The organism is Pseudoalteromonas sp. ND6B (genome assembly GCF_000764215.1).
In the GTDB taxonomy this organism is placed as follows: domain Bacteria; phylum Pseudomonadota; class Gammaproteobacteria; order Enterobacterales; family Alteromonadaceae; genus Pseudoalteromonas; species Pseudoalteromonas tetraodonis.
On the sequence record NZ_JQFL01000001.1, the window covers coordinates 93,983 to 117,080 of the forward strand.

At 39.3% G+C, this 23,098-nt stretch carries 19 protein-coding genes; 7 read left to right on the forward strand and 12 right to left on the reverse strand.

The features are described from left to right. Positions 1-59: 59 nt before the first annotated feature. The gene (locus ND6B_RS18485) at positions 60-1,907 is read left to right on the forward strand and encodes an ABC transporter ATP-binding protein (protein WP_033102512.1); all 1,848 of its coding nucleotides are present in this window, start codon (positions 60-62) and stop codon (positions 1,905-1,907) included. A gap of 182 nt (positions 1,908-2,089) precedes the next feature. After that, positions 2,090-2,992 carry an aromatic amino acid DMT transporter YddG gene (yddG, locus tag ND6B_RS18480; RefSeq protein ID WP_033102513.1) on the forward strand — a complete coding sequence of 301 codons (903 nt, stop codon included), beginning with the start codon at positions 2,090-2,092 and terminating at the stop codon, positions 2,990-2,992. A gap of 52 nt (positions 2,993-3,044) precedes the next feature. On the opposite strand, the gene ND6B_RS18475 is transcribed toward yddG, so the two are convergent. Next, positions 3,045-3,464, reverse strand: coding sequence for an MAPEG family protein (locus tag ND6B_RS18475; RefSeq protein ID WP_016899903.1), 420 nt, complete (start codon positions 3,462-3,464; stop codon positions 3,045-3,047). A 279-nt stretch (positions 3,465-3,743) separates the two neighbouring features. Between ND6B_RS18475 and ND6B_RS18470 the strand changes: the two genes are divergently transcribed. After that, entirely contained in the window at positions 3,744-4,910 is a 1,167-nt protein-coding gene (locus ND6B_RS18470; RefSeq protein WP_029609970.1) for a DUF3103 family protein, read from the forward strand. A 138-nt stretch (positions 4,911-5,048) separates the two neighbouring features. Here ND6B_RS18470 and ND6B_RS18465 read toward each other — a convergent pair whose 3' ends face one another. The 4 genes from ND6B_RS18465 to ND6B_RS18450 form a co-directional block, all read right to left on the reverse strand. Next, entirely contained in the window at positions 5,049-6,170 is a 1,122-nt protein-coding gene (locus ND6B_RS18465) for an ABC transporter permease (RefSeq protein WP_016899901.1), read from the reverse strand. Positions 6,171-6,172: 2 nt separating this feature from the next. Then, complete coding sequence (gene rbbA, locus ND6B_RS18460; protein ID WP_016899900.1) at positions 6,173-8,962, reverse strand: ribosome-associated ATPase/putative transporter RbbA; 2,790 nt, start codon at positions 8,960-8,962, stop codon at positions 6,173-6,175. Continuing rightward, complete coding sequence (locus tag ND6B_RS18455) at positions 8,962-9,966, reverse strand: HlyD family secretion protein (protein ID WP_016899899.1); 1,005 nt, start codon at positions 9,964-9,966, stop codon at positions 8,962-8,964. The genes rbbA and ND6B_RS18455 overlap by 1 nt, the downstream gene beginning before the upstream one ends. A 355-nt stretch (positions 9,967-10,321) precedes the next feature. Then, complete coding sequence (locus ND6B_RS18450; protein ID WP_016899898.1) at positions 10,322-11,335, reverse strand: endonuclease/exonuclease/phosphatase family protein; 1,014 nt, start codon at positions 11,333-11,335, stop codon at positions 10,322-10,324. 234 nt (positions 11,336-11,569) lie between these two features. Between ND6B_RS18450 and ND6B_RS18445 the strand changes: the two genes are divergently transcribed. Together ND6B_RS18445 and ND6B_RS18440 are read left to right on the forward strand one after the other, a co-directional pair. Continuing rightward, positions 11,570-12,832, forward strand: coding sequence for a valine--pyruvate transaminase (locus ND6B_RS18445; RefSeq protein WP_016899897.1), 1,263 nt, complete (start codon positions 11,570-11,572; stop codon positions 12,830-12,832). 401 nt (positions 12,833-13,233) lie between these two features. Next, on the forward strand, positions 13,234-14,433 hold the full coding sequence (locus ND6B_RS18440; RefSeq protein ID WP_016899896.1) for an Nramp family divalent metal transporter: 1,200 nt from the start codon (positions 13,234-13,236) through the stop codon (positions 14,431-14,433). Positions 14,434-14,515: 82 nt separating this feature from the next. Here the strand turns inward: ND6B_RS18440 and ND6B_RS18435 are convergent, their stop codons facing one another. Next, positions 14,516-14,977 carry a hypothetical protein gene (locus ND6B_RS18435; RefSeq protein WP_016899895.1) on the reverse strand — a complete coding sequence of 154 codons (462 nt, stop codon included), beginning with the start codon at positions 14,975-14,977 and terminating at the stop codon, positions 14,516-14,518. Here ND6B_RS18435 and ND6B_RS18430 point away from each other — a divergent pair. Continuing rightward, positions 14,962-16,143 (forward strand): PQQ-dependent sugar dehydrogenase, encoded by a 1,182-nt coding sequence (locus ND6B_RS18430; protein ID WP_016899894.1) that lies wholly within the window; start codon positions 14,962-14,964, stop codon positions 16,141-16,143. The two genes, ND6B_RS18435 and ND6B_RS18430, sit on opposite strands and share 16 nt — an antisense overlap. A gap of 143 nt (positions 16,144-16,286) precedes the next feature. On the opposite strand, the gene ND6B_RS18425 is transcribed toward ND6B_RS18430, so the two are convergent. The 3 genes from ND6B_RS18425 to ND6B_RS18415 form a co-directional block, all read right to left on the reverse strand. Further along, positions 16,287-16,679 carry a hypothetical protein gene (locus ND6B_RS18425; protein WP_016899893.1) on the reverse strand — a complete coding sequence of 131 codons (393 nt, stop codon included), beginning with the start codon at positions 16,677-16,679 and terminating at the stop codon, positions 16,287-16,289. Further along, a complete protein-coding gene (locus ND6B_RS18420) occupies positions 16,667-17,476 on the reverse strand; it encodes a hypothetical protein (RefSeq protein WP_016899892.1) in 810 nt (269 codons plus the stop codon). The genes ND6B_RS18425 and ND6B_RS18420 overlap by 13 nt, the downstream gene beginning before the upstream one ends. Before the next feature lie 138 nt (positions 17,477-17,614). Beyond that, positions 17,615-18,520, reverse strand: a complete 906-nt coding sequence (locus ND6B_RS18415; RefSeq protein WP_016899891.1) for an alpha/beta fold hydrolase — start codon at positions 18,518-18,520, stop codon at positions 17,615-17,617. Between the two features lie 183 nt (positions 18,521-18,703). Here ND6B_RS18415 and ND6B_RS18410 point away from each other — a divergent pair, with 183 nt between their 5' ends. After that, positions 18,704-19,816: a response regulator transcription factor gene (locus ND6B_RS18410; protein WP_235420422.1), complete on the forward strand. Its 1,113-nt coding sequence runs from the start codon at positions 18,704-18,706 to the stop codon at positions 19,814-19,816. A 417-nt stretch (positions 19,817-20,233) separates the two neighbouring features. On the opposite strand, the gene ND6B_RS18405 is transcribed toward ND6B_RS18410, so the two are convergent. The 3 genes from ND6B_RS18405 to ND6B_RS0118920 all read right to left on the reverse strand — a co-directional run bounded on the left by ND6B_RS18405 (position 20,234) and on the right by ND6B_RS0118920 (position 22,777). Further along, positions 20,234-20,560 carry a YggL family protein gene (locus tag ND6B_RS18405; protein ID WP_016899888.1) on the reverse strand — a complete coding sequence of 109 codons (327 nt, stop codon included), beginning with the start codon at positions 20,558-20,560 and terminating at the stop codon, positions 20,234-20,236. A 288-nt stretch (positions 20,561-20,848) separates the two neighbouring features. Next, complete coding sequence (locus ND6B_RS18400; RefSeq protein WP_016899887.1) at positions 20,849-22,045, reverse strand: HEPN-associated N-terminal domain-containing protein; 1,197 nt, start codon at positions 22,043-22,045, stop codon at positions 20,849-20,851. Between the two features lie 138 nt (positions 22,046-22,183). Next, positions 22,184-22,777: a hypothetical protein gene (locus ND6B_RS0118920; RefSeq protein ID WP_016899886.1), complete on the reverse strand. Its 594-nt coding sequence runs from the start codon at positions 22,775-22,777 to the stop codon at positions 22,184-22,186. Positions 22,778-23,098 lie beyond the last annotated feature (321 nt).

A 23,098-nucleotide genomic window follows, 5' to 3' on the forward strand; every position in this document is an offset into this window, starting at 1 on the left:
TTTGTGTTTTACAATGGTATAGTGGGACATCTTTATAAATATTTAATTAAGCAGTTAATATGTATCGACTATTTGAACGGATGACTAAACCGTTCCCAGAGCGTTCTCCATCTCAGCCTCCTAAAACCCTTTTTGCATTTTGTCGTCACTACACCAAAGGCATGGAATTGTCGTTAGTGCTTATGTCGCTCAGTGCCGCATTACTCGCTATTTTAGAGGTGTCTTTATTTAGTTATATGGGCCAACTGGTTGACTGGCTTGGCGAGTACACACCTGAAGAGCTGTTTTCGCAGCAACAATCCGCGCTAATAAAAATGGGGTTAATGCTTTTAGTCGTCATGCCTGTAGTCGTATTTTTTAGATCGGCTATTTTACATCAATCGCTATTGGGCAATTACCCTATGTCGATTCGTTGGTTGGCACACCGTTATTTACTGCGTCAAAGTGTCAGCTTTTATCAAAACGAATTTGCTGGGCGTATCGCTACAAAAGTATTACAAACCTCATTAGCAGTACGTGAGTCAGTCACTAAGTTACTTGATGTACTTATGTACATTGCTGTTTATTTTGGCTCAATGGTGTTTTTAGTGGCCGCCTCAGACTGGCGTTTAATGTTGCCATTATTAGTGTGGTTAGCATTGTATATTTGCGTGCAAATTTACTTTGTACCCCGATTAAAAAGTATTGCCAGTTCACAAGCTGATGCACGCTCAGAAATGACCGGCCGTATCGTCGACAGCTACACAAATATTTCAACCATTAAGCTGTTTTCTTACACCCAACGCGAAGAACAATACGCTAAACAAAGTATGGATGTATTTTTACAGCCTGTTTATAAACAAATGCGCTTGGTCACCAGCTTAAACGTGGTTATTCAAAGCTTAAACTATTTGTTAGTGTTTTCGGTAGCAGCAGTGTCTTTGTATTTATGGTCGTTAAGCGCCATTAGTGCAGGAGCGATTGCCGTGGCATTGAGTTTATCGTTAAGGCTTAATGGTATGGCCCAATGGATCATGTGGGAAATTAGCAGCTTGTTTGAAAACATTGGCACCGTGGCTGATGGCATGCGCACCCTTTCTAATCCTATTGCGGTTGCTGACAAACCAGAAGCCGAAACGTTACAGGTCACCCAAGGGGCAATCGACTTTAATAATGTACATTTTAACTACGGTAAAGCCGCGAATGAAAATAACCGTGGCCCCGTAATAAACGGATTAAACTTAAACATTAAACCCGGTGAAAAAATCGGCTTAGTGGGTCGCTCTGGTGCGGGTAAATCTACATTAGTTAACTTGTTGCTGCGCTTTTACGACACCGACAAAGGCAATATCAGTATTGATGGCCAAAATATCACGGATGTAAGCCAAGAAAGCCTTCGCCGCTATATTGCTATGGTTACCCAAGATACATCCCTACTGCATCGTTCAGTAAAAGATAACATTTTATACGGCAGACCCGATGCCACAGAAGCCGAAATGCTCGATGCGACTAAGCAAGCAAAAGCCCTTGATTTTATAACCGATTTAGAAGATAGCAAAGGCAATAAAGGTTTTGATGCGCAAGTAGGCGAACGAGGGGTCACTCTGTCAGGCGGTCAACGCCAACGTATTGCCATTGCACGCGTACTACTTAAAAACGCACCAATCCTCATACTTGATGAAGCCACCAGCGCATTAGACTCAGAAGTCGAAGCGGCTATTCAAGCAAGCTTAGATGATTTAATGACAGGCAAAACGGTAATCGCCATTGCCCATCGATTATCGACCATTGCACAAATGGACAGACTTATCGTACTGGATAATGGCGGCGTTGTAGAGCAAGGCAGTCACGATAAATTAATTGCCCAAGGCGGCATTTACGCTGCTCTTTGGGCACATCAAACCGGCGGCTTTATTGGCGTTGAGTAATTAAACTAATTGAGGGCGGGCCATTATTATAGCCTGCTCTTGTTTACTAAAATTAAACTTATTATTTGATTTTAAAGCTATTTATAGTTATTTAGTCGAATTTTATAGTCTACCTCTTGCCCCACTGTTTTTAAAATGTCACATTCGCGGCTGACTTTTTATCATTCATCAAGCAATTCACCATGTCATTTTTAAGCAAACATAAATACACCCTCTATGGGGTGTTCGCTATTTTACTTTGGAGCAGTTTAACTGCCTTTATTCGTGATTTATCAGAGTTATTTAGCCCTATTGGCGGTGCTGCTTTAATTTACAGCGTCAGTGCGATTTTTTTAATATTAGTCATGGGTGTACCAAGGCTAAGCAATTATCCAAAACGCTATTTAGTCTTTGGTGGCAGCTTATTTGTTATTTACGAAATATGTTTAGCGTTATCCCTCGGCTTTGCAAATAGTCGCCAGCAAGCGTTAGAAATGGCAATTATTAACTACCTTTGGCCAGCGTTAACCATTTTATTATCGATTATTGTTAACCGTACTAAAGTAAGCGTATTAGTCTACCCGAGCATACTGATTGCGTTTTTAGGCGTTGCATGGGGTATTGCAGGCAACAGTGGTTTATCTATGGCTGTATTAACCGCTAATATTAGCGACAACCCATTGCCCTACTCTATGGCGTTTGCAGCAGCGTTTATTTGGGCTGTGTATTGCAGTGTAACGGTTAAACTTAGTGAGGGTAAAAATGCCATTAGTGTATTTTTTGCAGCCACGGCAATCTCTTTATGGATAAGTTACGGACTGAGTAATGAACCCAGCTTTGAGTTTAACGTATATTCTAGTTTTACTTTATTGCTGGCAGGGGTGGTTATTGGTGGAGGTTACACATTGTGGAACCAAGCAATCATTGGCGGTAATCTAGTGTTGTTAGGCACCTTGTCTTACTTTATCCCTGTATTGTCTACGCTATTTGCCTCTATTTACTTATCACTATCGCTCACCAACGCATTTTGGCAAGGCGTAGTATTAGTTACATTAGGCTCATTAATGTGTTTTATGGTGACCCGAAAAACAAAGCCAGCCCAATAAAATAAGTAAGCGAAAAGCTAGAGACTGTCTGCTTTTCGCTTTAATCATTTACTTAACTAGCTAATCGCAGTCCTAACAGCACTAACATCACAATGTTTGCAATCACACCGATTAAAAAGAAGTAACTACGCGGGCTGGGGTTTTTCTCGGTGGCAATGGCGTAATACAGTGCCATATGAATTAAACGTGCAGTAACATAAATCCAAATACAGATTGCAAAAACCGAACTGTGGTAATTAATCACAAAGGCAAATAAAACCGTTCCTATAAATAACGCACTGTTTTCTAATGTGTTATGAAAGGTGCGATGCGCTCTAAATATAAAACTCTCATGAGATAGGTCTTTATCTATTTTTCCTGGTACAGCCCCAGGCTGTTTGGCTTTACTAAACGTTGCCACTGCCCACTGAACTAACATCATAATTAAATATAAATAAAATGCTATAAACGCTGAATGTGCTATATCGGTCATTGTTTAATCCTTTGTGTTGTTATTAGAGTAGTAGTTACAGCAACTATCAAGCCAAAGATAAGCCACTGATGTATATAGTAATTACTTTTTAGTAAAATAATTTTTTGTAATAGATTCATTCTTTATATAAAACTTACTCTATCACAGCATCTTTGTATTTTTTTAGAGTCTGAGCGAAACTTAAAACCAGCACTAATTACGTGTTTTATAATTTTTATTTGAGTATTTATTCTAAGTGTTGTTTTATAGTGTTACTGATAACGGAACGGTAAAATGAATATGATGAATAAAATAACCAAATGCTTGGTAACCTTAGCGCTATTGAACTGTGTATCAGCGCCCGCTTTTTCAGCTCAATATGAAATCGAAAAAGGTGAAAACTTGGCTAAGTTGGCGCAATACAAAGACGTAGCCACCATTAAACGCAATTTCGCAAAACAAATAGCGCTTAATTACAGTGTATTAAACGCTGATCTTAAACAAACGCTAAGCCAATATAAACTGGTTTTGAATGCGGATCAGCTACCGTCTTTAGGTATGCACACACAACAAAATACTCGTTTAGCAAACAACGCGTTACAACAACTGAAAGGTTTACCACAAAACACCGGTAGTTTGTTACAAGTGCGTTTGGCAAGCGATAAAATGCTTAGCGCTTGGCAGCAAGGCGAACGCCCTTTATTTGCATTTGCACCCGCTGGTGACGATACGCAATGGAGCGAGATTGAAGCGTTCGATCAGTATGGTGACATTCATTATCTTAGTGTTGACCAAATGCCGACCCAACCTGTCTTTATTATCGAATTAGATCAACAAAAAGTACAAGATGCGGGTATTGCAGTAATGAGAGGAATTTTATCTGCTAACAAATTCAGTAAAAGCACGGTTAGTCCAAAAAACCAGTTAAGCAATGAACAACCCCTGCAAACCAGTGTATTGAAAAAAATACGCTTAGAAGATGACAAAGAACCTTGGATCTCAGGTGGTGCTGAAATTTATGCCATTGTAACGGGTATAGACCCGACCCGAGATGAACCAATATTAGATATCGTTGATTTACCTTATTTAGATCATGACAAAACCGATTACAGCCCTAATCAGGTGCTAATTCATTGGCAGCGTTATCGTTGGCAAGCGGTTGATTTACTCTTAATGGAACAAGATGACAACACCAACTATAAAACTCTAGCAATAAAATTATTAGAAATATCAGAGCAAGTAATGGCGAGCATTCCTGATTTACAAGCGCAGGGTTATGCCATTATCCCTAAGCTGACCAATGAACTACTTAAAGCAATGCCGGATGAGTGGTTTACTAATAATGACGATTATGTTGATGTTTTTTACACGCTGTTTGAAAACAAAGACTATCAAGAATATAAAGGAGCAAGCAGTAATGCGACCATTACGCTATCTCCTTTAGAAATTAACCCAAGACTAAACTAAGTCAAACCGATTCGCTTAATTATTATTGCGGATGGTATCACTCCCCCATACTTCAATAGCCACCCATTAGCGCTTTAACGTTAACGGGTGGCTTTATCTTAAAGTCATTTTTGTAAACACGCGTTATATTTTAATACTCTAACCTTGCGCCACTGATTTACGAAAGCGCATTAATGCAACAATAAAAAACACACTGCCAATAACAGTTAATGCTAAAAAGTAAGGCCAAACTACATCCCACCCTGCTCCTCGGTATAAAATAGCTTGAGCAAATTTGACAAAATGCGTTGTTGGCGCCAATAACATAATATTTTGCACTACCTCAGGCATACTTTCTCGCGGCGTAACACCGCCAGACAGCATTTGTAATGGTAATAAAATTAAGATCATCAATAACCCGAGTTGCGGCATGGTGCGCGCCTGTGTGCCTAACAATATACCCAGCGATGTGGTCGCAAATAAATGAATAGCAACGCCAAATAAAAATAAGCCTGCCGAACCATGAACAGGCACTTGTAACAAACCTTCGATCACAATAAATAATGAAAACGTAGTCAGTAATAAAATAACTACCCCATTGGCCCAAATTTTCGCCATCACTATTTCAAAGGGGCTTAATGGCATCACTAATAAATGCTCTAATGTGCCGTGTTCGCGTTCACGGATCACCGCGGCGCCAGTTAAAATAATCGAAATCATTGTGATCACGTTCATCAATTCCATCACGCTACCAAACCATACACTTGTCATGTTTGGATTAAACATAATGTGCGCCGATTGCTTTATTGGCAGTGAATAAACGGTTCGATAACCTTGCACAAACTCATTTACTTCGCCGTTAATAATGGTTTGAATATAGTTATCACCAATAAATGCTTGCGACATACGCGTAGCATCTATATTTACTTGAATCGTAGGTTGATTAGCTGCAAGTACATCACGCTCAAAATAAGGCGGGATATTAAGCACAAAAGTATAACGGCCATTATCCATAGCTGAGTCAACATCGCTCAATGAAATACTGTCTGGCGTTTTGAAGTAAGGCTCATAAAAGGCATTAATAATACGCTTGGATAATTGCGATTGGTCGTGATCAACAACTGCAATTGGTGCATTATTTAACTCTATCGACGTGGCTGAAGCCACTACATAAATCAGCCCAGTAAAAGCAAAAAAAACAAATAGCAGTAAAACCTTATCACGCCATAAACTACGCAACTCTTTAATACCTAAATTAATAATGTTTCCGCGACGTTGCATGGCTATTTGTCCTGCTTTGGAAGTAAAAATACACTGGCCAGAGTCAGCACGGGTATAAAAGCGAATAAAGGCAGTAGCTGGGCTGATAAATCAGAAAAATTAAGCGCTTTATTAAAGACCCCCCGACACGCCTCTAAAAAGTAGGTGGTCGGAAACAGTTTGCCAATAATCGCCCCAAACCCTTCCAAGGAAGAAACAGGGTCAATTAGCCCACAAAAGTTAACGGCAATCATTAACACCACCACCGTAGTGGCTGCCAGTGCTGAAATTTGTGTTTTTGTAAAAGCCGAAATTAACAGCCCCACTCCGGTAGTCGCTGTAACGTATAATAATGCAGCCAAACTAAGCGCCCAAAAGCTGCCTTTTAGCGCCACACCAAACACAGTAATAGCAAGTGCAACTAAGCCAAAAAAGCTAATCATACTCACTAAAATGTAAGGCAGCTGTTTGCCAATAATAAATTCCAGCCGATTAACCGGTGTTACATATAAGTTTATGATTGAACCCAACTCTTTTTCGCGCACTACGCCAAGCGCCATCAATATTGCAGGAATAAATACCAATAGTAGTGGAATAACCGCCGGCACCATGGCCTCAATGCTTTTAAAATCTTGGTTATAACGATAGCGAGATTCAATATTAGCTGGCACTAAGTTTGGTACTTGTGCATAAGTGCGCAAAGATAAGTTGGTTAAATAGCTGTAATACACGCCGCTCATATAACCATTAATCGTTTCTGCCCTAAACGGCATAGAACCATCAATCCACACTACAATTTCAGGTTTACGGCCGCGTTTAAATTGCTGAGCAAAGTTAGGTGGAATTTCAACGGCCACGCTTAACTCACCACTGCGCATTCGTTTATCAAGTTCTTGCGGGCTTTTAATATCTGCTTTTTGAATAAAGTAACGCGAACCTGCCATATTTTGAATGTAGTTGCGGCTCTCGGGTGATTGGTCTTGATCTAGTACCGCAAAGCTTAAATCTTCAACATCAAATGTAATGCCATAACCTAAAATAAACAGCAAAATTATCGAGCCCAGCAAAGCAAACGTTAGGCGAATAGGATCGCGCCATAACTCTAGCGTTTCGCGATGCGCATAACCAAATAACCGCAACAAACTAAATGTGGGGTTAGTGTTATTTTTACGAGTAGCGGGCGCTGTAGCCAATGCTTTGGGTTTATCCGTTATCGATGCTTGTATCGCCGAGCTTGCTCCGGCTGCATTTACCGCCTCTTCTAAATATTCAATAAAGGCAGCTTCTAGTGTGTCGGTATTACGCGCTTTGCACAGTGCAGCTGGCGTATCGCTGGCAAGTATTTTACCTGCATGCATTAACGAAATTCTATCGCAACGTGCCGCTTCATCCATAAAGTGAGTCGAAATAAAAATAGTCACGCCTTGTTCGCGCGAAAGCTCTATGAGTAGCTGCCAAAAGTCATCCCTTGCAACGGGGTCTACCCCCGATGTGGGCTCATCAAGTATGAGCATTTCAGGGCTATGTACTACCGCAACAGCAAGCGATAAACGCTGGCGAATACCTAGGGGCAAATCGGTAGGAAAATCGTCACTGTATTTTTTAAGGTTAAACCGAGTAATTAAATCTTTAACGCGCGGCTCTATTTTCTCTGCAGGTAAGTGAAATAAACGCGCATGCAATACCAAGTTTTGCTTCACTGTAAGCTCGTTATAAAGCGAAAACGCTTGTGACATAAAACCAACGCGCTTGCGGCTTTCTATGTTATTGGCATCGACCTTTTCACCAAACAATTTTGCTTCGCCACTGGTTGCCGGTTGTAACCCGGTAAGCATTTTCATTGTGGTAGTTTTTCCACAGCCATTTGAGCCTAAAAAGCCAAAAATTTCACCTTGTTCAATACTCAAGCTCACCTTGTTAACGGCGGTAAAATCGCCAAATGTTTTACATAATCCATTTGCTTCTATAGCGAACTGAGTTGTTTTTATGTCTTGTTTACGAGGTGGCACAACTAACCGCTGATGATCATGGCGCTTTTCTTCAGGAAGTAATGCTATAAAGGCTTCATCAAGCGATTCTTTATTAGTTTGCGCTTTCAGGTTTTGTGGGCTGCCCGTACCAATTACTTTTCCATCGTCCATAGCAACTAGCCAATCAAAATCATCGGCTTCTTCCATGTAGGCGGTCGCAACCAGTACGCTCATTTGTGTATTTTCAGCGCGAATACTGTTTATTAATTGCCAAAATTGACGACGCGATAGCGGATCAACCCCGGTAGTTGGCTCATCTAAAATTAATAATTGAGGGTCATGGATCAGTGCGCAGCACAAACCGAGTTTTTGTTTCATCCCGCCAGAGAGCTTTTCTGCGGGGCGATCGGCAAATGCCTCTAAGCCTGTACTTTTTAAAAGGTTATTAATTCGTTGTTTTCGCTCGGCTTTATTTTGAGAAAATAGACGACCAAAAAAATCTATATTTTCAAACACAGAAAGTGTTGGATACACATTTTTGCCAAGCCCTTGAGGCATGTAAGCAATGCGTGGCGACACCGTATTACGAAAACCACTGCTGCGCATATTGCCGTTTAATACCTCAACCTCCCCCTCTTGAATAGCCCTTGCCCCCGCTATAAGTGCCAGCAAGCTTGATTTTCCTACGCCATCAGGGCCTATAAACCCGACCATTTTCCCGCCAGGTAATGAAATACTAATGTTGTCCAGCACGCGATTATTAGCATAGCGATGGCTCACCTTAGTAAGCGTAACCACACTTTCACTTGGTGGCTTTTGAATGTTTTTATCGTCGTTATCCATTATTCAGGCACTCGTACCTGTAATGACGTAGGCCAATTTTTTTCAGGTGCTAGTAACACATAAGCAAGCCCTGGCACCCCTGTTTTTACTTGTTTGATATGATCTTTTAATAACTGCGAGTCGAGCTTTACCTTAACTCTAAACATCAGTTTATCGCGCTCGTTTCGGGTTTCTACCGATTTAGGGGTAAATTGCGCCTGTGCAGATACAAACGTCACTTTAGCCGGTAATGTATACTCGGCAACAGCATCAATAACAATGCGCGCTTGTGAGCCTATTGTTACCTTGCCCGCTTGCGCTGTTGGTAAATATATACTCATATAAACATCGGTTAAATCCAATAACGATAAAACTTTACCACCACTGCCAAGCACTTCGCCAGGCTCAGCTAATCGATACAATATGCGTCCATTGATTGGTGCTGTGAGCGTGCTGTCGGCTATGTTGCTTTGTAATCGCTCAATACGTGCCTGCGCTGCTTCTATTTCAGCATCCGACTGCACAACTTTTACGTTTGCCGCGGTTAAAGCAGCTTGCGCAATAGCAGAGGTGGTTCGTTGTTGATCTACCACTTCTGTTGAAATATGGCCTTTTTCTAATAATTTTGCAGAGCGGCGCAATTCAGTTTGTGCAAAATGAAGCTCACTTTTATGCTGCTCTACAATCGCTAATGCGTATTTACGAGACTCATTAGCAACACGAAGCCCCGCCTGAGCTTCACGTAACTGTGCATTTAAATCATCAGTATCAATAACCGCTAACGTTTGACCCGCTTTGACCATATCGCCTTCTTGCACCATAACGTCAACTAAGCGGCCCGGTAATTTTGTAGCAATATCGTACTCAGTCGCTTCAATTCGCCCATTTCCATAGGCAACACTGTCAGGGAGTTGTTCAGCAAATGATGTAGGTTGCAAGGTTTGCCAAGCATACCAGCCAGCCCCCCACACAATGACCAATACAGCGAGCTTACTCAAAGATTTGAACGTTGATTTAATTGTCATGTGCTAAAACTCCATGTATGTATAAAGTAATGTAAGTGAGGGTAGTCAAGGTAAAAATTTTTAGGATACAGCACGCTATTTGTTATATAAAAGCAACCCTACTTTGTAAGTACAACAAGGGTAGTTGTAATAAGTGATTTAAACGAACTTAAAAATCCAGCGTCACTAATTTACCACTCTCACCGTTAATAAAGATGATGTGGATCAATATAAATTAGAGTTAATGCACTAATTATTAGTGATTTTTTAAAACAACAGGATAAAAGAAAGGAAGAACATCAAGGCACCTACTGAGCGCCTTAATACTAATTATGTCAGCGGCAGATTAGCTTACAATTTATAGTAACAAAACCCGCTACGACCTTAATGCTAAGCTAATCAATACCACGCCATGATCGGTGCTTAAATCATCACGCTCAAATTCAGGGTTAATTAAATGACGATCGTAAGTATGGTACTGGCTCACCTCAAAAAAGCTGTCGTCGTAACTTGAGTCAAACTCGCAAGACAACAAAATGTAGTCAAGCACTGAGCTGCTCGCGCCAAAATAATGGGTAGGCTTTCGCTTTAAATCCACTGTATTTTCATTATTTTGATTAGCCAAATTTAATTGCGACCTTGCAAATAACTGCCATGCGTCGTTAAGGCAATATTTTGCAAGGTAAGTGTTACTGTCAAACGCAGGGGCAAAGCGCAGTGTATTTGTTAGTAAATGGCTTAAAACGCCATCAGCTAAGTCGTTGTTAAAATCGCCCATTAAAACCATTGGGTTTTGTGTAGATTCGCGGCGCGCAATGATGTCCATCATCAGCAATGTAGCCTCACTGCCGCGCTGAATAGTTGAGCCCCAACTCCCTGCTATATCGGCTTTTAATAGCTCGATAATATTTTTTTCGGGTGTGAGGTCTTTGTTTTGCTCATCAAGCTCTATCATTGAACGCTTAGACTTAAAATGCACCACATAACAATCCGTGTTGCCGATATGCGGTAAAGTTATTGTAGCTCTAAGCACCTTTCGGCTAAATGTAAAATCCTCAGTTAAACCAAGGGTTTTAGCAAGCTCATGGTCGTGCTCAACAGTTGCCACTTCAACGATGGGGTATTTAGCAGCAAGCGCTACTACAGGGCGTTTGTAAATAAAGTCGTCGATTACCTGGGGCTCATCTACCACGCCAAAGTACGTATAGCCTTGATCTTTAACTAATTCTTTAAGCGACTCAATACTAAATACTTCCTGAAAACCAATCACATCAGGCTGATGTTCGGTTAAGTAATTTACAAGCCAACGCTGCTTTTTAGCCCACTGCTCTGCGGTGTATATGCGTTCAAATTCATAATAGGCATTAGGCGGCTCAAGGTAATTAAACAAGTTAAAAGTGGCAATTTTAAGAATCGTATCAGTAATAACCGAATCGTCTGCTGTGGTGTTTAAAGGTGTTTTAGTGTGTGATTCAAGGTTGCTGATAAGGCTGCCCTACTTAAAATATGAAAAACGATTATAGCGGGTTATCGCTATAGTAATCTAAGCGGTGAAAATTTTTCAATATCAAATTCATAGTGTTAATTTACACTAACTTATCATTTTTTAAGGCACACGGTCATTATGGATTACTCAAACTTCGGCACTAAATTTACTCAACCTAATGGTATTACTCAGTTAATGGAAGATTTAGGTGATGCTAAAAACAGTAACAATCCAAATATTGTTATGCTCGGTGGTGGTAATCCGGCCTTAGTGCCTGAGGTTAATGATATTTTTATCAATGAGTTACAAAAGCTTGTTGCTAATAATACACTTTCCAACGTATTTGGGCTTTACGATGGCCCAACAGGTAATGATGCATTTCGTGCAGCTCTGGCCAAGCAACTAAAAAGTGAATACTCATGGGATTTAACCGCAAATAATATAGCGCTTGGTAATGGCAGCCAAGCCAATTTTTTTGTGTTATTTAATCTGATAGCTGGCAGTATGCCTGATGGTAGCCATAAAAAGGTTTTATTTCCGCTGGCACCTGAATATGTAGGCTATGCAGATCAAGGCTTAACTGACGATATGTTTGTAGCAATAAAGCCCGATATCGAAATTTTAAATACTGAAAGTAGCTCAAACCAATTTAAATATATCATTGACTTTAAAGCTGTTGAGCAAGTATTAGCAAGCGACAGCAGCATTAGCGCACTGTGTGTATCGCGCCCGACTAACCCAACAGGCAATGTCATTACTGATGAAGAAGTACAGCATCTCGATTTATTGGCTAAGCAATATAATATCCCACTGATCATTGATAACGCCTACGGCGACCCATTCCCTGGGTGTATTTATACCGACGCAAACTTAACCTGGAACTCAAACATTATTTTATGCATGTCACTTTCAAAGCTTGGCCTACCGGGTTTGCGAACCGGTATTGTAGTGGCTAACAATGACATAATTAAAGCCATTGGCCGTGTAAATGGCAGTATGGTTTTGTCGCCGAACAGTTTTGGCCCAAGTTTAGTAACGCGCCTTATTAATGAAGATGAACTCCTTCCGCTGTGTAAAAATTCAGTGCTGCCTTTTTATCGAGAAAAAGCACAAACAGCAATGAACTTATTTGATGAAATATTTGCCCACCTCCCCGTTTACTTACACAAAGTAGAAGGCGCATTTTTTATGTGGCTGTGGTTTAAAGAGGCAAAAATAACCAGCGAACAACTTTACCAAAAGCTCAAAGAGCAGGATGTTTATATTATTCCCGGGCATAATTTTTTTATTGGTATTGATGATGCTTGGGCACACAAACACCAGTGTATTCGCATTAATTATGCAACCGATGCCAGCACTTTGCGAAAAGGCTTAGAGGCCATTAAAGCCGTGATGGCATGAATTGATATTTAGGGCATTCAAACCCTCTGTTTGAATACAATGCGTGCAAAGCGTTTATAGTGCCTATAGTTATTGGCATAAACCTGTGAACAATTTAAGGTTATTCAGTCATCCTCTAAGCCGTTAAATAAGCCCTAAACTGAGGTAAGCGGTTATTACTGTTATTTATTGATTGTATTAATTTTGTGCAAACGCGCCACACCCCCTTTAAATTTATATATAAGTTGGTATGCTACGCGACCTTTTTTAACATATGATTATCATCAAAAAAGGGTTTGCCAAGGGGCGGCTATCGCTGCAAGGCACTTAATATAAGTGGCAGCAATAATACAGGCATCGCGTTATAAAACGTTAGATGTAACTTTAAATAGCAATATACAAAAGTACTATTAAGGTCAATTATGCGATTAGGACCAGGACTACTCGTCACCGCTGCCTTCATTGGACCAGGGACTATTACGACTGCCAGCGTGGCAGGTGCAAACTTTGGTTTTGCACTAATATGGACATTACTGTTTTCAGTTATTGCCACCATATTATTACAATCTATGGCGGCGCGCCTTGGCGTAGCCACCGGGCAAGATTTAGCGCAAGCGCTAAGAGCTCACATTGAAACGCCCCTATTTAAATCTCTCGCTATATTTTTAGTGATCAGCGCCATTGGAGTAGGTAGTGCCGCCTACGAGGCTGGCAACCTTAGCGGTGCCAGCATGGGATTAATTGAAATATTTCCTCATGTTAATGCCCAGCTTTGGACGCCACTCATTGCATTTTTAAGTGCGGTGTTACTTTACAGCGGTAAACACAAAGTCGTTGAAAACGCGCTTATTTTATTAGTGATTTTAATGAGCCTAGTGTTTATCTCTACGTTAGTTATGGCTGCTCCCTCGCTGAGTGATGTGTTAGCAGGCTTTATTCCTAGTATGCCAGAGGGTTCAATTACCACGGTATTGGCATTAGTGGGCACCACCATAGTGCCGTATAACTTATTTTTACACTCAGGTGTTTTAGCTGCAAGACACGACAGCAAAAGTGATAAGCAAAAAGTCATTAAGCAAACTAATGTAGATACGGGTGTGTCTATCACCTTAGGTGGCGTGATCACGCTGGCTATTTTATCAACCGCGTCAGTGGCATTTTATGGCACAGATGCAGGGCAAATTAGCGCTGCTAACATGGCGGTACAACTTGAGCCATTACTTGGCGATGCCGCACATTACTTTTTTGCTATTGGCTTATTTGCAGCAGGTTTAACCAGCGCAATAACAGCTCCCCTTGCCGGTGCATATGCAGTATGTGGCATGTTAGGTTGGTCAAATAAAATGGATAACACCCGCTTTAAAAGTGTCGCCATTGTTATTTTATTATTTGGTGCCGCCGTGGCGTCTCTGGGTTTAGATCCTGTTGCCGTGATAATTTTTGCCCAAGCAGCTAATGGACTATTACTGCCTATTGTCACCACCTACCTAGTGTGGCTGGTTAACCAAAAAACAGTAATGGGCAAATACACCAACTCACTGCTGGTAAACTTACTTACTTTACCGGTGTTAGTGCTTATTTTTGGCCTAAGTGGTTACAAGCTTTTTAGTTTGATTTTTTGATACCACTAGGTAATTTATAAACACAAAAGCCGCTGTATATGCAGCGGCTTTTTAATGCTAGTTATAAAATGTTTAGCTAATTTTAAATCGCGTTAGAACCAGCCTGGCTACTATGTACTTTAGCTAGTTTTGCAAAAACATAACCCCCTACTGCACCTGCAAACAATTGCGCATAAAAACCCCAACCTCTTGCACCCGCAATAATAGTAATATTCATAATTGACTCAATCGCAATTAACGCGGTAGCAAATGCTACAATACCGGCAATAACAAATAGTTGTGCACCTTGCCTGTTCACTTTTTTAGCAATAAACCAAGTAACCAAAAACGCGATAGCAAGTGCAATCGCAATAATAGCGCCATAGGTCGGTAGCAAACCGAGCCAATCTTCAAGGGTTAAGTTAACGCGGTCATTAAGGCTCACTACAACACCTACATTAACTAATTGATTGACAACGTATTGACTATGAAACAAGCTAGCAAGAGTGAATGTAAGTAACCAAGAAACTAAAAATGAAGGGAGTATACGTGTTAAAAACGACATGGTTATCTCAACTTAAAATGAAACTTTTTCCTTACAGTAGCAAAGGCTTGCAGGGTAAACAATCTCTACGTTATATTACGCTACTCTCACTTTTAGCGCTTTCTTGTCACGCCAGTGCCGAGCTACCAACACAGCAATACACTGCTGATACCTTAGCAACGGGGCTCAATTCACCGTGGAGCATGGTTAAACTCCCAAACAATACCTGGTTAGTCACCGAGCGTGATGGCCATATTGTTATCATTAAAAACAACCAACAAACCCGAGTTAAACTAGATTTCGAGGGCTTATACGTTGCAGGGCAAGGCGGTTTACTCGATATAGTACTTTCGCCTAATTACAGTGATTCAAAAGACGTTATTTTTACCTATGCCCAAGGCGAGCTTGATGCAAACAGGCTAGTAATAGCCAAAGCCACGTTTGATGGCGAGCAATTTTCAACGCCAAAAGTTATTTATAAAGTAGTCACCGATAAGGGCACACCGCAGCATTATTCTGGCCGCGCGCTTGTACTGCCCGATAATACCTTATTATTTTCAAGTGGCGATGGCTTTGACTACCGTGAGCAAGCACAGGTTATTACCAGTCAACTTGGCAAAACATTACGCATAAATTTAAACGGCACAATACCAAACGATAACCCGTTTATTAGTCACAAAAACGCTAACGCGCATGCTATTTATTCACTCGGGCACCGTAACTTGCAAGGCTTGGTTTATGATTACGATACACAGCAAATTATTAGCCACGAACACGGCCCCGCTGGCGGTGACGAACTCAATTATTTAACAGCTGGCACCAATTACGGCTGGCCGGTAATCACTAACGGTGACGATTATTCACAAGCACGTATATCCCCCTTTAGAGACTACCCTGGAATGGCTAAACCAACCGTAGATTGGACGCCCTCAATTGCGCCATCAGGCATGGCGTATTATGGCGATAACCATGCAGCCTTCCCTTCACTGCAACGCCACGTGCTTATTACTACTCTGGTCGATAAAAAGCTCTACAGTATTAATTTAGCGAATGATGAATACACCCAGACTCATATTTTCCCAGAAGCCACAGGTAGGCTCAGAGATGTGTTTGTCACTGCTGAAGGTAATGTAGCGATATTAACGGATGGCAAAGAGGCAAAGCTGATGCTGGTAACGCCAAAGTGATATTCACTTAAATGAATGGTGATTGTCTCGTAGGATTTATTTTAATGTTTAACTTTTAAAATAAATCCTACGAGACTAAAAGTAGCAGCAAGCTAAATTTATACTTAAGGTCAGACCCTTTAGGGAAGCTTTACAAAAGATTTTTATGGTGTGTTTAAATTAACTTTCCTCTCGCAGGCTTTTTGAAAATCATCAGGAGAAATTACGATTTGCCGCGTTGTATTTTTAACCTTCTTTTTTATCTCTTCTTTATTAAAGACTAAGTAACAGCCACTGCCGTCACTTATCTCAATTGAAGATAAATATTTATCCATTATTTTTGATTCACTTGATGACTGTTCATATTGCCAAACATTTACTTCACCTGCTTTTAATGGCATGTCCATTACCTGAGTACCGTGCTCAGTTTTAAACACCACTTTAACCATTAACTCTTCAGCCGTAGAGTTTTTAACACTAGCCCAATAAATACTTGAACATGAGCTCAATACAAAAGTTATTAGTAATCCAAAAATTAATACCTTTAATCTTTCCATAGAACCTCAGAACTCCAAATTAATCTTTTTATATCAACTTCAATCGCTTCACTGCGTGTAATGCGTTGCTTCAGATTAGCGGTATTTTTTGTGTCATTGTAATACTTCATGAGATCAATCTTTCCTTGATTTGGATAACCTGGAGAAGACGCTTTAACATTTTGAAGGAGAACATTTGTACTACCTTTATGACCCCAAGATAAATTAATACCTCCTACATACATAAGTATAGAATGGCCAAACTCATGCGCTGAAACCAACTTAAACTCATCATCAATCAATTTTGATGGTATACCAGCTGTTACAGATCCTCTTTGATAAATAAAACTCGCATCAATACCTAATATAGCTGGGTTCATTGAACGACCATAACTTTCACTTTCCTCTATCTCTAGGTCTACAGGAATGGCATCAGAACTACTTTTATGTAAAGGATTAACTATTACATTAAAACGCACACCCGCCACTGTAATTGTATTTGACCAATATTGTTTAATACCAGCTATAGCCAACGTTTTTAATTTAAGATAATCGCCTTGTTGCAAACTGTTTTGTTTAAAATTAAGATAAACATCAATATTGATGGTTCTTAAACGACTATTAATGGTCGTTTTAGCCCAAGTTGCTTTATGAGCCCCGTTATGAACTTTTAGCTTGGTACCTCGGCCATTTCGAGAGGGCCCTACCCGTACCATACGATAATTAACAGTGGGTTTATCAATTGCTTTATGAAGATGCTCTTCAAAAATATCGAGCGTAAGAGACTGTTTTTGCGGGTTCGCAGCTGTTGAATCCATTTTATATTCCATTATCATTAGTAATAATTGCTAAAATGCTTTTGTTTAACAATTCTATTAGTTCCTCTAACTAGTCCAATATACTTTTCAAAGATTTTAGTGTCAAGAGTACCTATCTCAACATCCAACTTTTAAAACCTAATGCGTCACCTTTAGCCGATGAAATTCAATAAAGCATTTGATTACTTGATTTGGTTGTTCTAATTGCGGGTAATGTCCTACTCCTTCTAGTTCAATAATATCTGGATTAATGATTAATTCGCGATAACGTTTAACCATATGACGACCCGAAACAGGGTCGTCCATACCGCAAATTAACCGCATGGGTATATCTGCTTGTTGTAAAGCGCTCACCCAACGAGCGCGGTGTAATTTACGCTCTGTGATGTAATAAATCAGTTTTGCCATGACTGGCTTACCCTGTTTATACGCAATTAACTGCCACAACTCCTTGAGCTCTTTCTCAGCAAGTGGTGTAGCGCATATATTATCAAAATTACGCTTAAAGCTTTTATAGTTTGCAAGTCGCGACACTAAAGCACCTATAGGGCTAAGTAACAACTTTTGCAATAATACCGGTTTATGTGTTTCAGGGAATAGCCCGCCGTTGAGAAAGCAAACGCTTTGTATTTTTATGGCATGCGGCTCATTTAAGTTGCTTCTAGCAAGTAGCTCTTGGGCTACTGTATCACCGTAATCGTGGCTTAAAATATGCGTTGCTTTTACATTGAACAGATTCAAAAAATGAGTCAGTAAATCCGCTTGCATAATAATGGTGTAGGTAACATTTTGCGGTTTATCACTAAAACCAAAACCCAGCATATCCAGAGTAAATACCTTAAAGTGTTGAGTGAGCGCAGCCCATTGATTATGCCAATCCCAACTTGCGGTTGGGTAACCATGGATCAGCAATAAACACGGCGCGCCCTCTTTACCTTGCACATGATATGCAATGTCATGACCTTGAAATTGAAACGTCGATTGGCTCTTATGCCACGAAGCTAATGAGTCAGTGATTATTGTAGTGTTGCTAATGACATTCATGACAACTTCGCTGCTTTTATAGGGTTATAAACACATAAATTAATTAACTACCATAATTGAGTCTTCAAGTTGTGTCACTTAAATAAGTAATGAAAAATATACATAAGCCGATTATTTGCGGGTAGCCATTTCCATGGCTATTATATTGAAGAAGGATGAGAGTAGTTAAATTTAGGAGAGCATGTGAAAATATTGTCCGTTGATGATAACCCCCAAAATAGAAATATCATGGAAATGGTCCTATCTAAGCAACATGACATTACCTCATCTGATGGCAGCGAGCCTATATTAGCTTTAATGGAGGAACATCAGCCTCAAGTAGTCCTAATGGATATTTTACTTAGTAATGATTTCACGGGTTACGACTTGGTTAAAGAAATAAAAGAATGTGGTGCGTATGACGACTGTGAAATTATATTTATTTCAGCCTTAACATCGAGTGAAGACAAACTCACAGCTTATGGCTATGGCGGTGATGATTATATTGCCAAGCCAGTAGATTTTAAGGAACTTAACGAAAAATTAAAGCGTGTAGAACTGCGCATTACAGAGCGAAATAATCTAAAAGAAATGTTCGAAGTCGCTTCATCTACCGCTTTTACATCAATGCAACAAGCAAGCGAACTTGGAGAATTAGTCACATTTTTTACTGACAATCTTGAGGTAACGGATTTAGACACATTATTTGCTAACGTACAGCGCTATTTTACTAATGCAGGCGCCAGCTGTTGCGTAGAGTTTAGGGTAGCAAACCAATATCACCAATTCCCAAAACAAACTATTTCTGACTTGGAAAAAGAAATTCTAGAACTAGGCAGAAGAGCCAAGCGAATAGTTCCATTTAGCTCTAATTTATTATTTAACGCGCCTGCTTGTTCAATGCTTGTAAAAGGAATAAATACAAAGGATGAAGGCTTACTCGGTCGCCTTCGAGATAACTTTGCTATTTTGCTTACCATTATAGAAAGCCGGATAGAATTTATTGAACAACAATTAGAAAAAGCGACGATACGTCAACAAGCTTTAAACACCCTCAAAAGCCAACTTGCTGATGATTTTAGTACCATAAAAAAGCTATGCTCAGAGCAAGATAAACAAATAAAAATACTCGTTAATGACTTATCTCAAGCTATACAATCAAAAATGATCACCCTAGGCTTAGATGAAGAGCAAGAGTCGGAGCTAGTAGGGTTAGTTGATGAAACGAAAGACATTGTAGAAGAAACCTTAATCCTGTCTTTTACACTAGAAGATAAACTTCAAGCCATTACAAAACGCTTAAAAGCTGTTGAATAATATAAGTACAATTTATAGACCAAGCCCGACAGAACCATGACGTTAAAACTTCAACCTTACTTCGCTCTTTTACAATTAAGCTCAAGAGTCAGTGATTATTGTAGTGTTACTAATGACATTCATGACAATTTCGCTGCTTTTAGAGGGTTATAAACACATAAATTAGTAACTAAATTAGAACTCTGTTGGGTGGCGCCTTCGGCTTAACCAACCTACCTTTTAAGGTAGGTCGGATAAGTGGCGAAGCCACGCCATCCGACAAAAATGATGAATTGACTTGGGGCAACCCGATTTATCATGCTGTGCTTAATATGCAAAATAACGGCCTTTTAGCCGCTTTTGTAAATTTAAGCTCTGATATATGAAGTTAATATTTGCTCATTTTGGTCTTCAACCAAATAATCTTTAAATAAATCATTACACTGCGTAGTTTGCATCAACTAGTTGACTAACAACAATATTTGAAATGTTTTCTTTAGACTTTAACCAAAGCTCAACGTCTGCTCTATCTTGGTTAGTCGCCGAACCATAACGATTAACAGAACAAATAAAACCACTGAATGACTTACAGTCACCTCCACCAGCAATACAAAGTTTTCTTTTATCGATGAATTCTAAAAGCCCATCTAGTAATAAATCAAATTCCGCTTCAGTAGCATTTAAATTACAAGTAAATTCAAAACCTAGAATAGCAAATTCATCTAAATACAATTTCTTGCGTAATCGTCTACTTTTAGTACTCATAAATATCCTTTGGCATATGACGCCAACTTATTAACCCGCCAATGAGGTACATAGAATAAGTTATAAAGAAACAAAATCCAAAGATAATTTACTATTTAACAAATAGTTAGAACATAACTAACTGTTAAGTTGTTATCTGAGTGCTTTTTAATGAAGAGATTTATTCACAAAGAGGATAGGAAACGCTGCGCTTTTAGAGAAAAATAACGGCTTAAATCAAGCCGCTTTGAGAAATTTAAGTTCTGAAGTCAGAAGTCAAGATTTGACCCCTTTGGTTTACTGATGTCTTTAGCAATTAATATCAGTGGACACCAATTTAAAAAAATGCGCTAAAGAGTCATTATCCGAATTAAAAATTGCAATATTAATTCCTGACTCATTTTTTACGCTTGGATACCTTAAGCCTAATACGCTTGTCTGCTCTGGCGTTTTAAAACGATGTCTAAAATACTCGGATATTATTTGAGTTGGCACGTATTCAACATGCTCCATGCCATCTTTTGAAACAGGTAAAGTTAATTCTTTAACAAGAGAATGTAAGAACGATAAATTTTGCCTTGTTTCATATGCTCCCTCGGAAAAGACACTTGGTATTGCAGGCAAATTTACAAAATCAATAACAGTTATTTCAGTAAGCGTTTCAAATTTTGCAATCGTCCACTTTGTGGCTTTATCTACTACTTCTTTTTCTGCGGTTAACTGATCATACGCTACATAAAAATATGATATTCCTGCTGGGTTCATTCTCCCCGCACTAGCAAAGCCTTTAGGAGGCACTCCAACCTCTGAAAATGTTGTAAATTTAGCATCTTTTGAATTAACTCTGACTCGATAAAATTCCGTACCTGCAGGAATAGTTTTAACTAAACTTTCAGAATTACATAGTGCGCCTAAGGCATCTATCATATTAGAAACAGGTATATAATCAGGTCTGCCCGATGAATATTTATCTTCTGGTTCGCTTAAAAATAAATATCTAGTTTTATGTAGTACTTGTTCTTTAAAAGCTGACCACCCATAAAATAATGCTGATGCAGGACTCTCAGTTGACCAATCATTATCTACATGTTCCACCAAATATAAACTTGGATCTGAGCTATCAATCAAGTCTTCGCAAAAGTTCCCTAACCAACCAGGATCAAATTCACCAATGATTTCCCATATATTGTTCTCAGGCATAAGCCATTCTTTTTCAACCCATGGCATACCTACATCTTGTGCATCACCGTAATATTGGAAAATAGTTTCATATATACGTTCCATTACAATATCGTAAGGTGCTGCAATCAGCTCATCACTATTACTTTCTTCATCTTCGTCATCATAATCTCCATCACAATATGAACACGACTTTGAAGATAAGTTACTTTTAACAAGGTCAATTAATGCATCATCTACAACACAATTGGCACATATGGTTTTATCTGAGCCTGATAATTGTGGTGATGAATACATATCAATCATTAAATCTGAATGATAACCCAATGTAGACTCCTAATTGCGGGTAATACGGATTGCTAACGCTTGCCGTAAACGGCGCAAAATAGCTAGCTAAAATTGGCGACGAAGGAGCACAAGCCTGCTGTTTTGTGTCCACGGTCTTACGGCCTTGTTTTAAATTATTTAGTCGTCAACTCCGATCATACACCTAAATGAGCTTCGCAATTGCTCCATTATGACAGGTATCGACTCTTTAAGTTTTAAAGCTTCTTCCTTTTTCTCGGTGCCAGCTTCAAAGTCACGACCTAAAAATTGACGTTCACCAGAGCCATAATTTTCCACACTCCAGAAAGCGTCTTTTAGTAACTTTTCGATCTCGCCATCAACATTTTGTGGGATTAAAATTCTATTTTTACCCCAATATTCTCTAAGTTCAAAGTAGCAACTTTTAAACTTTTGATACTTTTCATCCCAAGGTGTGCCCTGATTTATCGCCACATCCATACTAAACTCAAGATCATATAATTGAGAATATAACTCAGAAATAACATTTGCTTGACGTTCAAAAATTCCTGCCACCTTAATGTTATACCTTAAAGACTCTTTCTCAATTGAGTTCTTAAACTCAATAACATCCTTATCAAATTGGTTTTTTATCATCAGCTCTGACTCTTTTTCACGAGTTTTGAAATAACTCTCAATAAGTTTTTTTGATAAAAAAGTTAGCGCTCCAATCAACAATGTTGATGTGATGAATATTTCCAATAACTGCTCCATTGCTATCAGGCTCCTTGAATTTATAACAACTTTGTCTACGACATTTGTCGTTTTATAAACCGAAAAATGTCTAAATATTACAATTAATCTAATGTAACCAGCGAATAAACTTTTGTAAACAATTAGTTAGCTCTCACCTAAATTTACGGAATGTAGAAAAACACCAAAATGGTGGAGTTCAGTAATATTAGACAAAAAGTGTTGTGCAAATAAACAATAGAGGCAGGTGTATTATTTTTACTGACAAATAGCATAACTTAGACTTTTATTTTCGCCTTGAGCCTTTCTCCTTGAACCTTTTCCCTTTCACCTTTTTCCTGA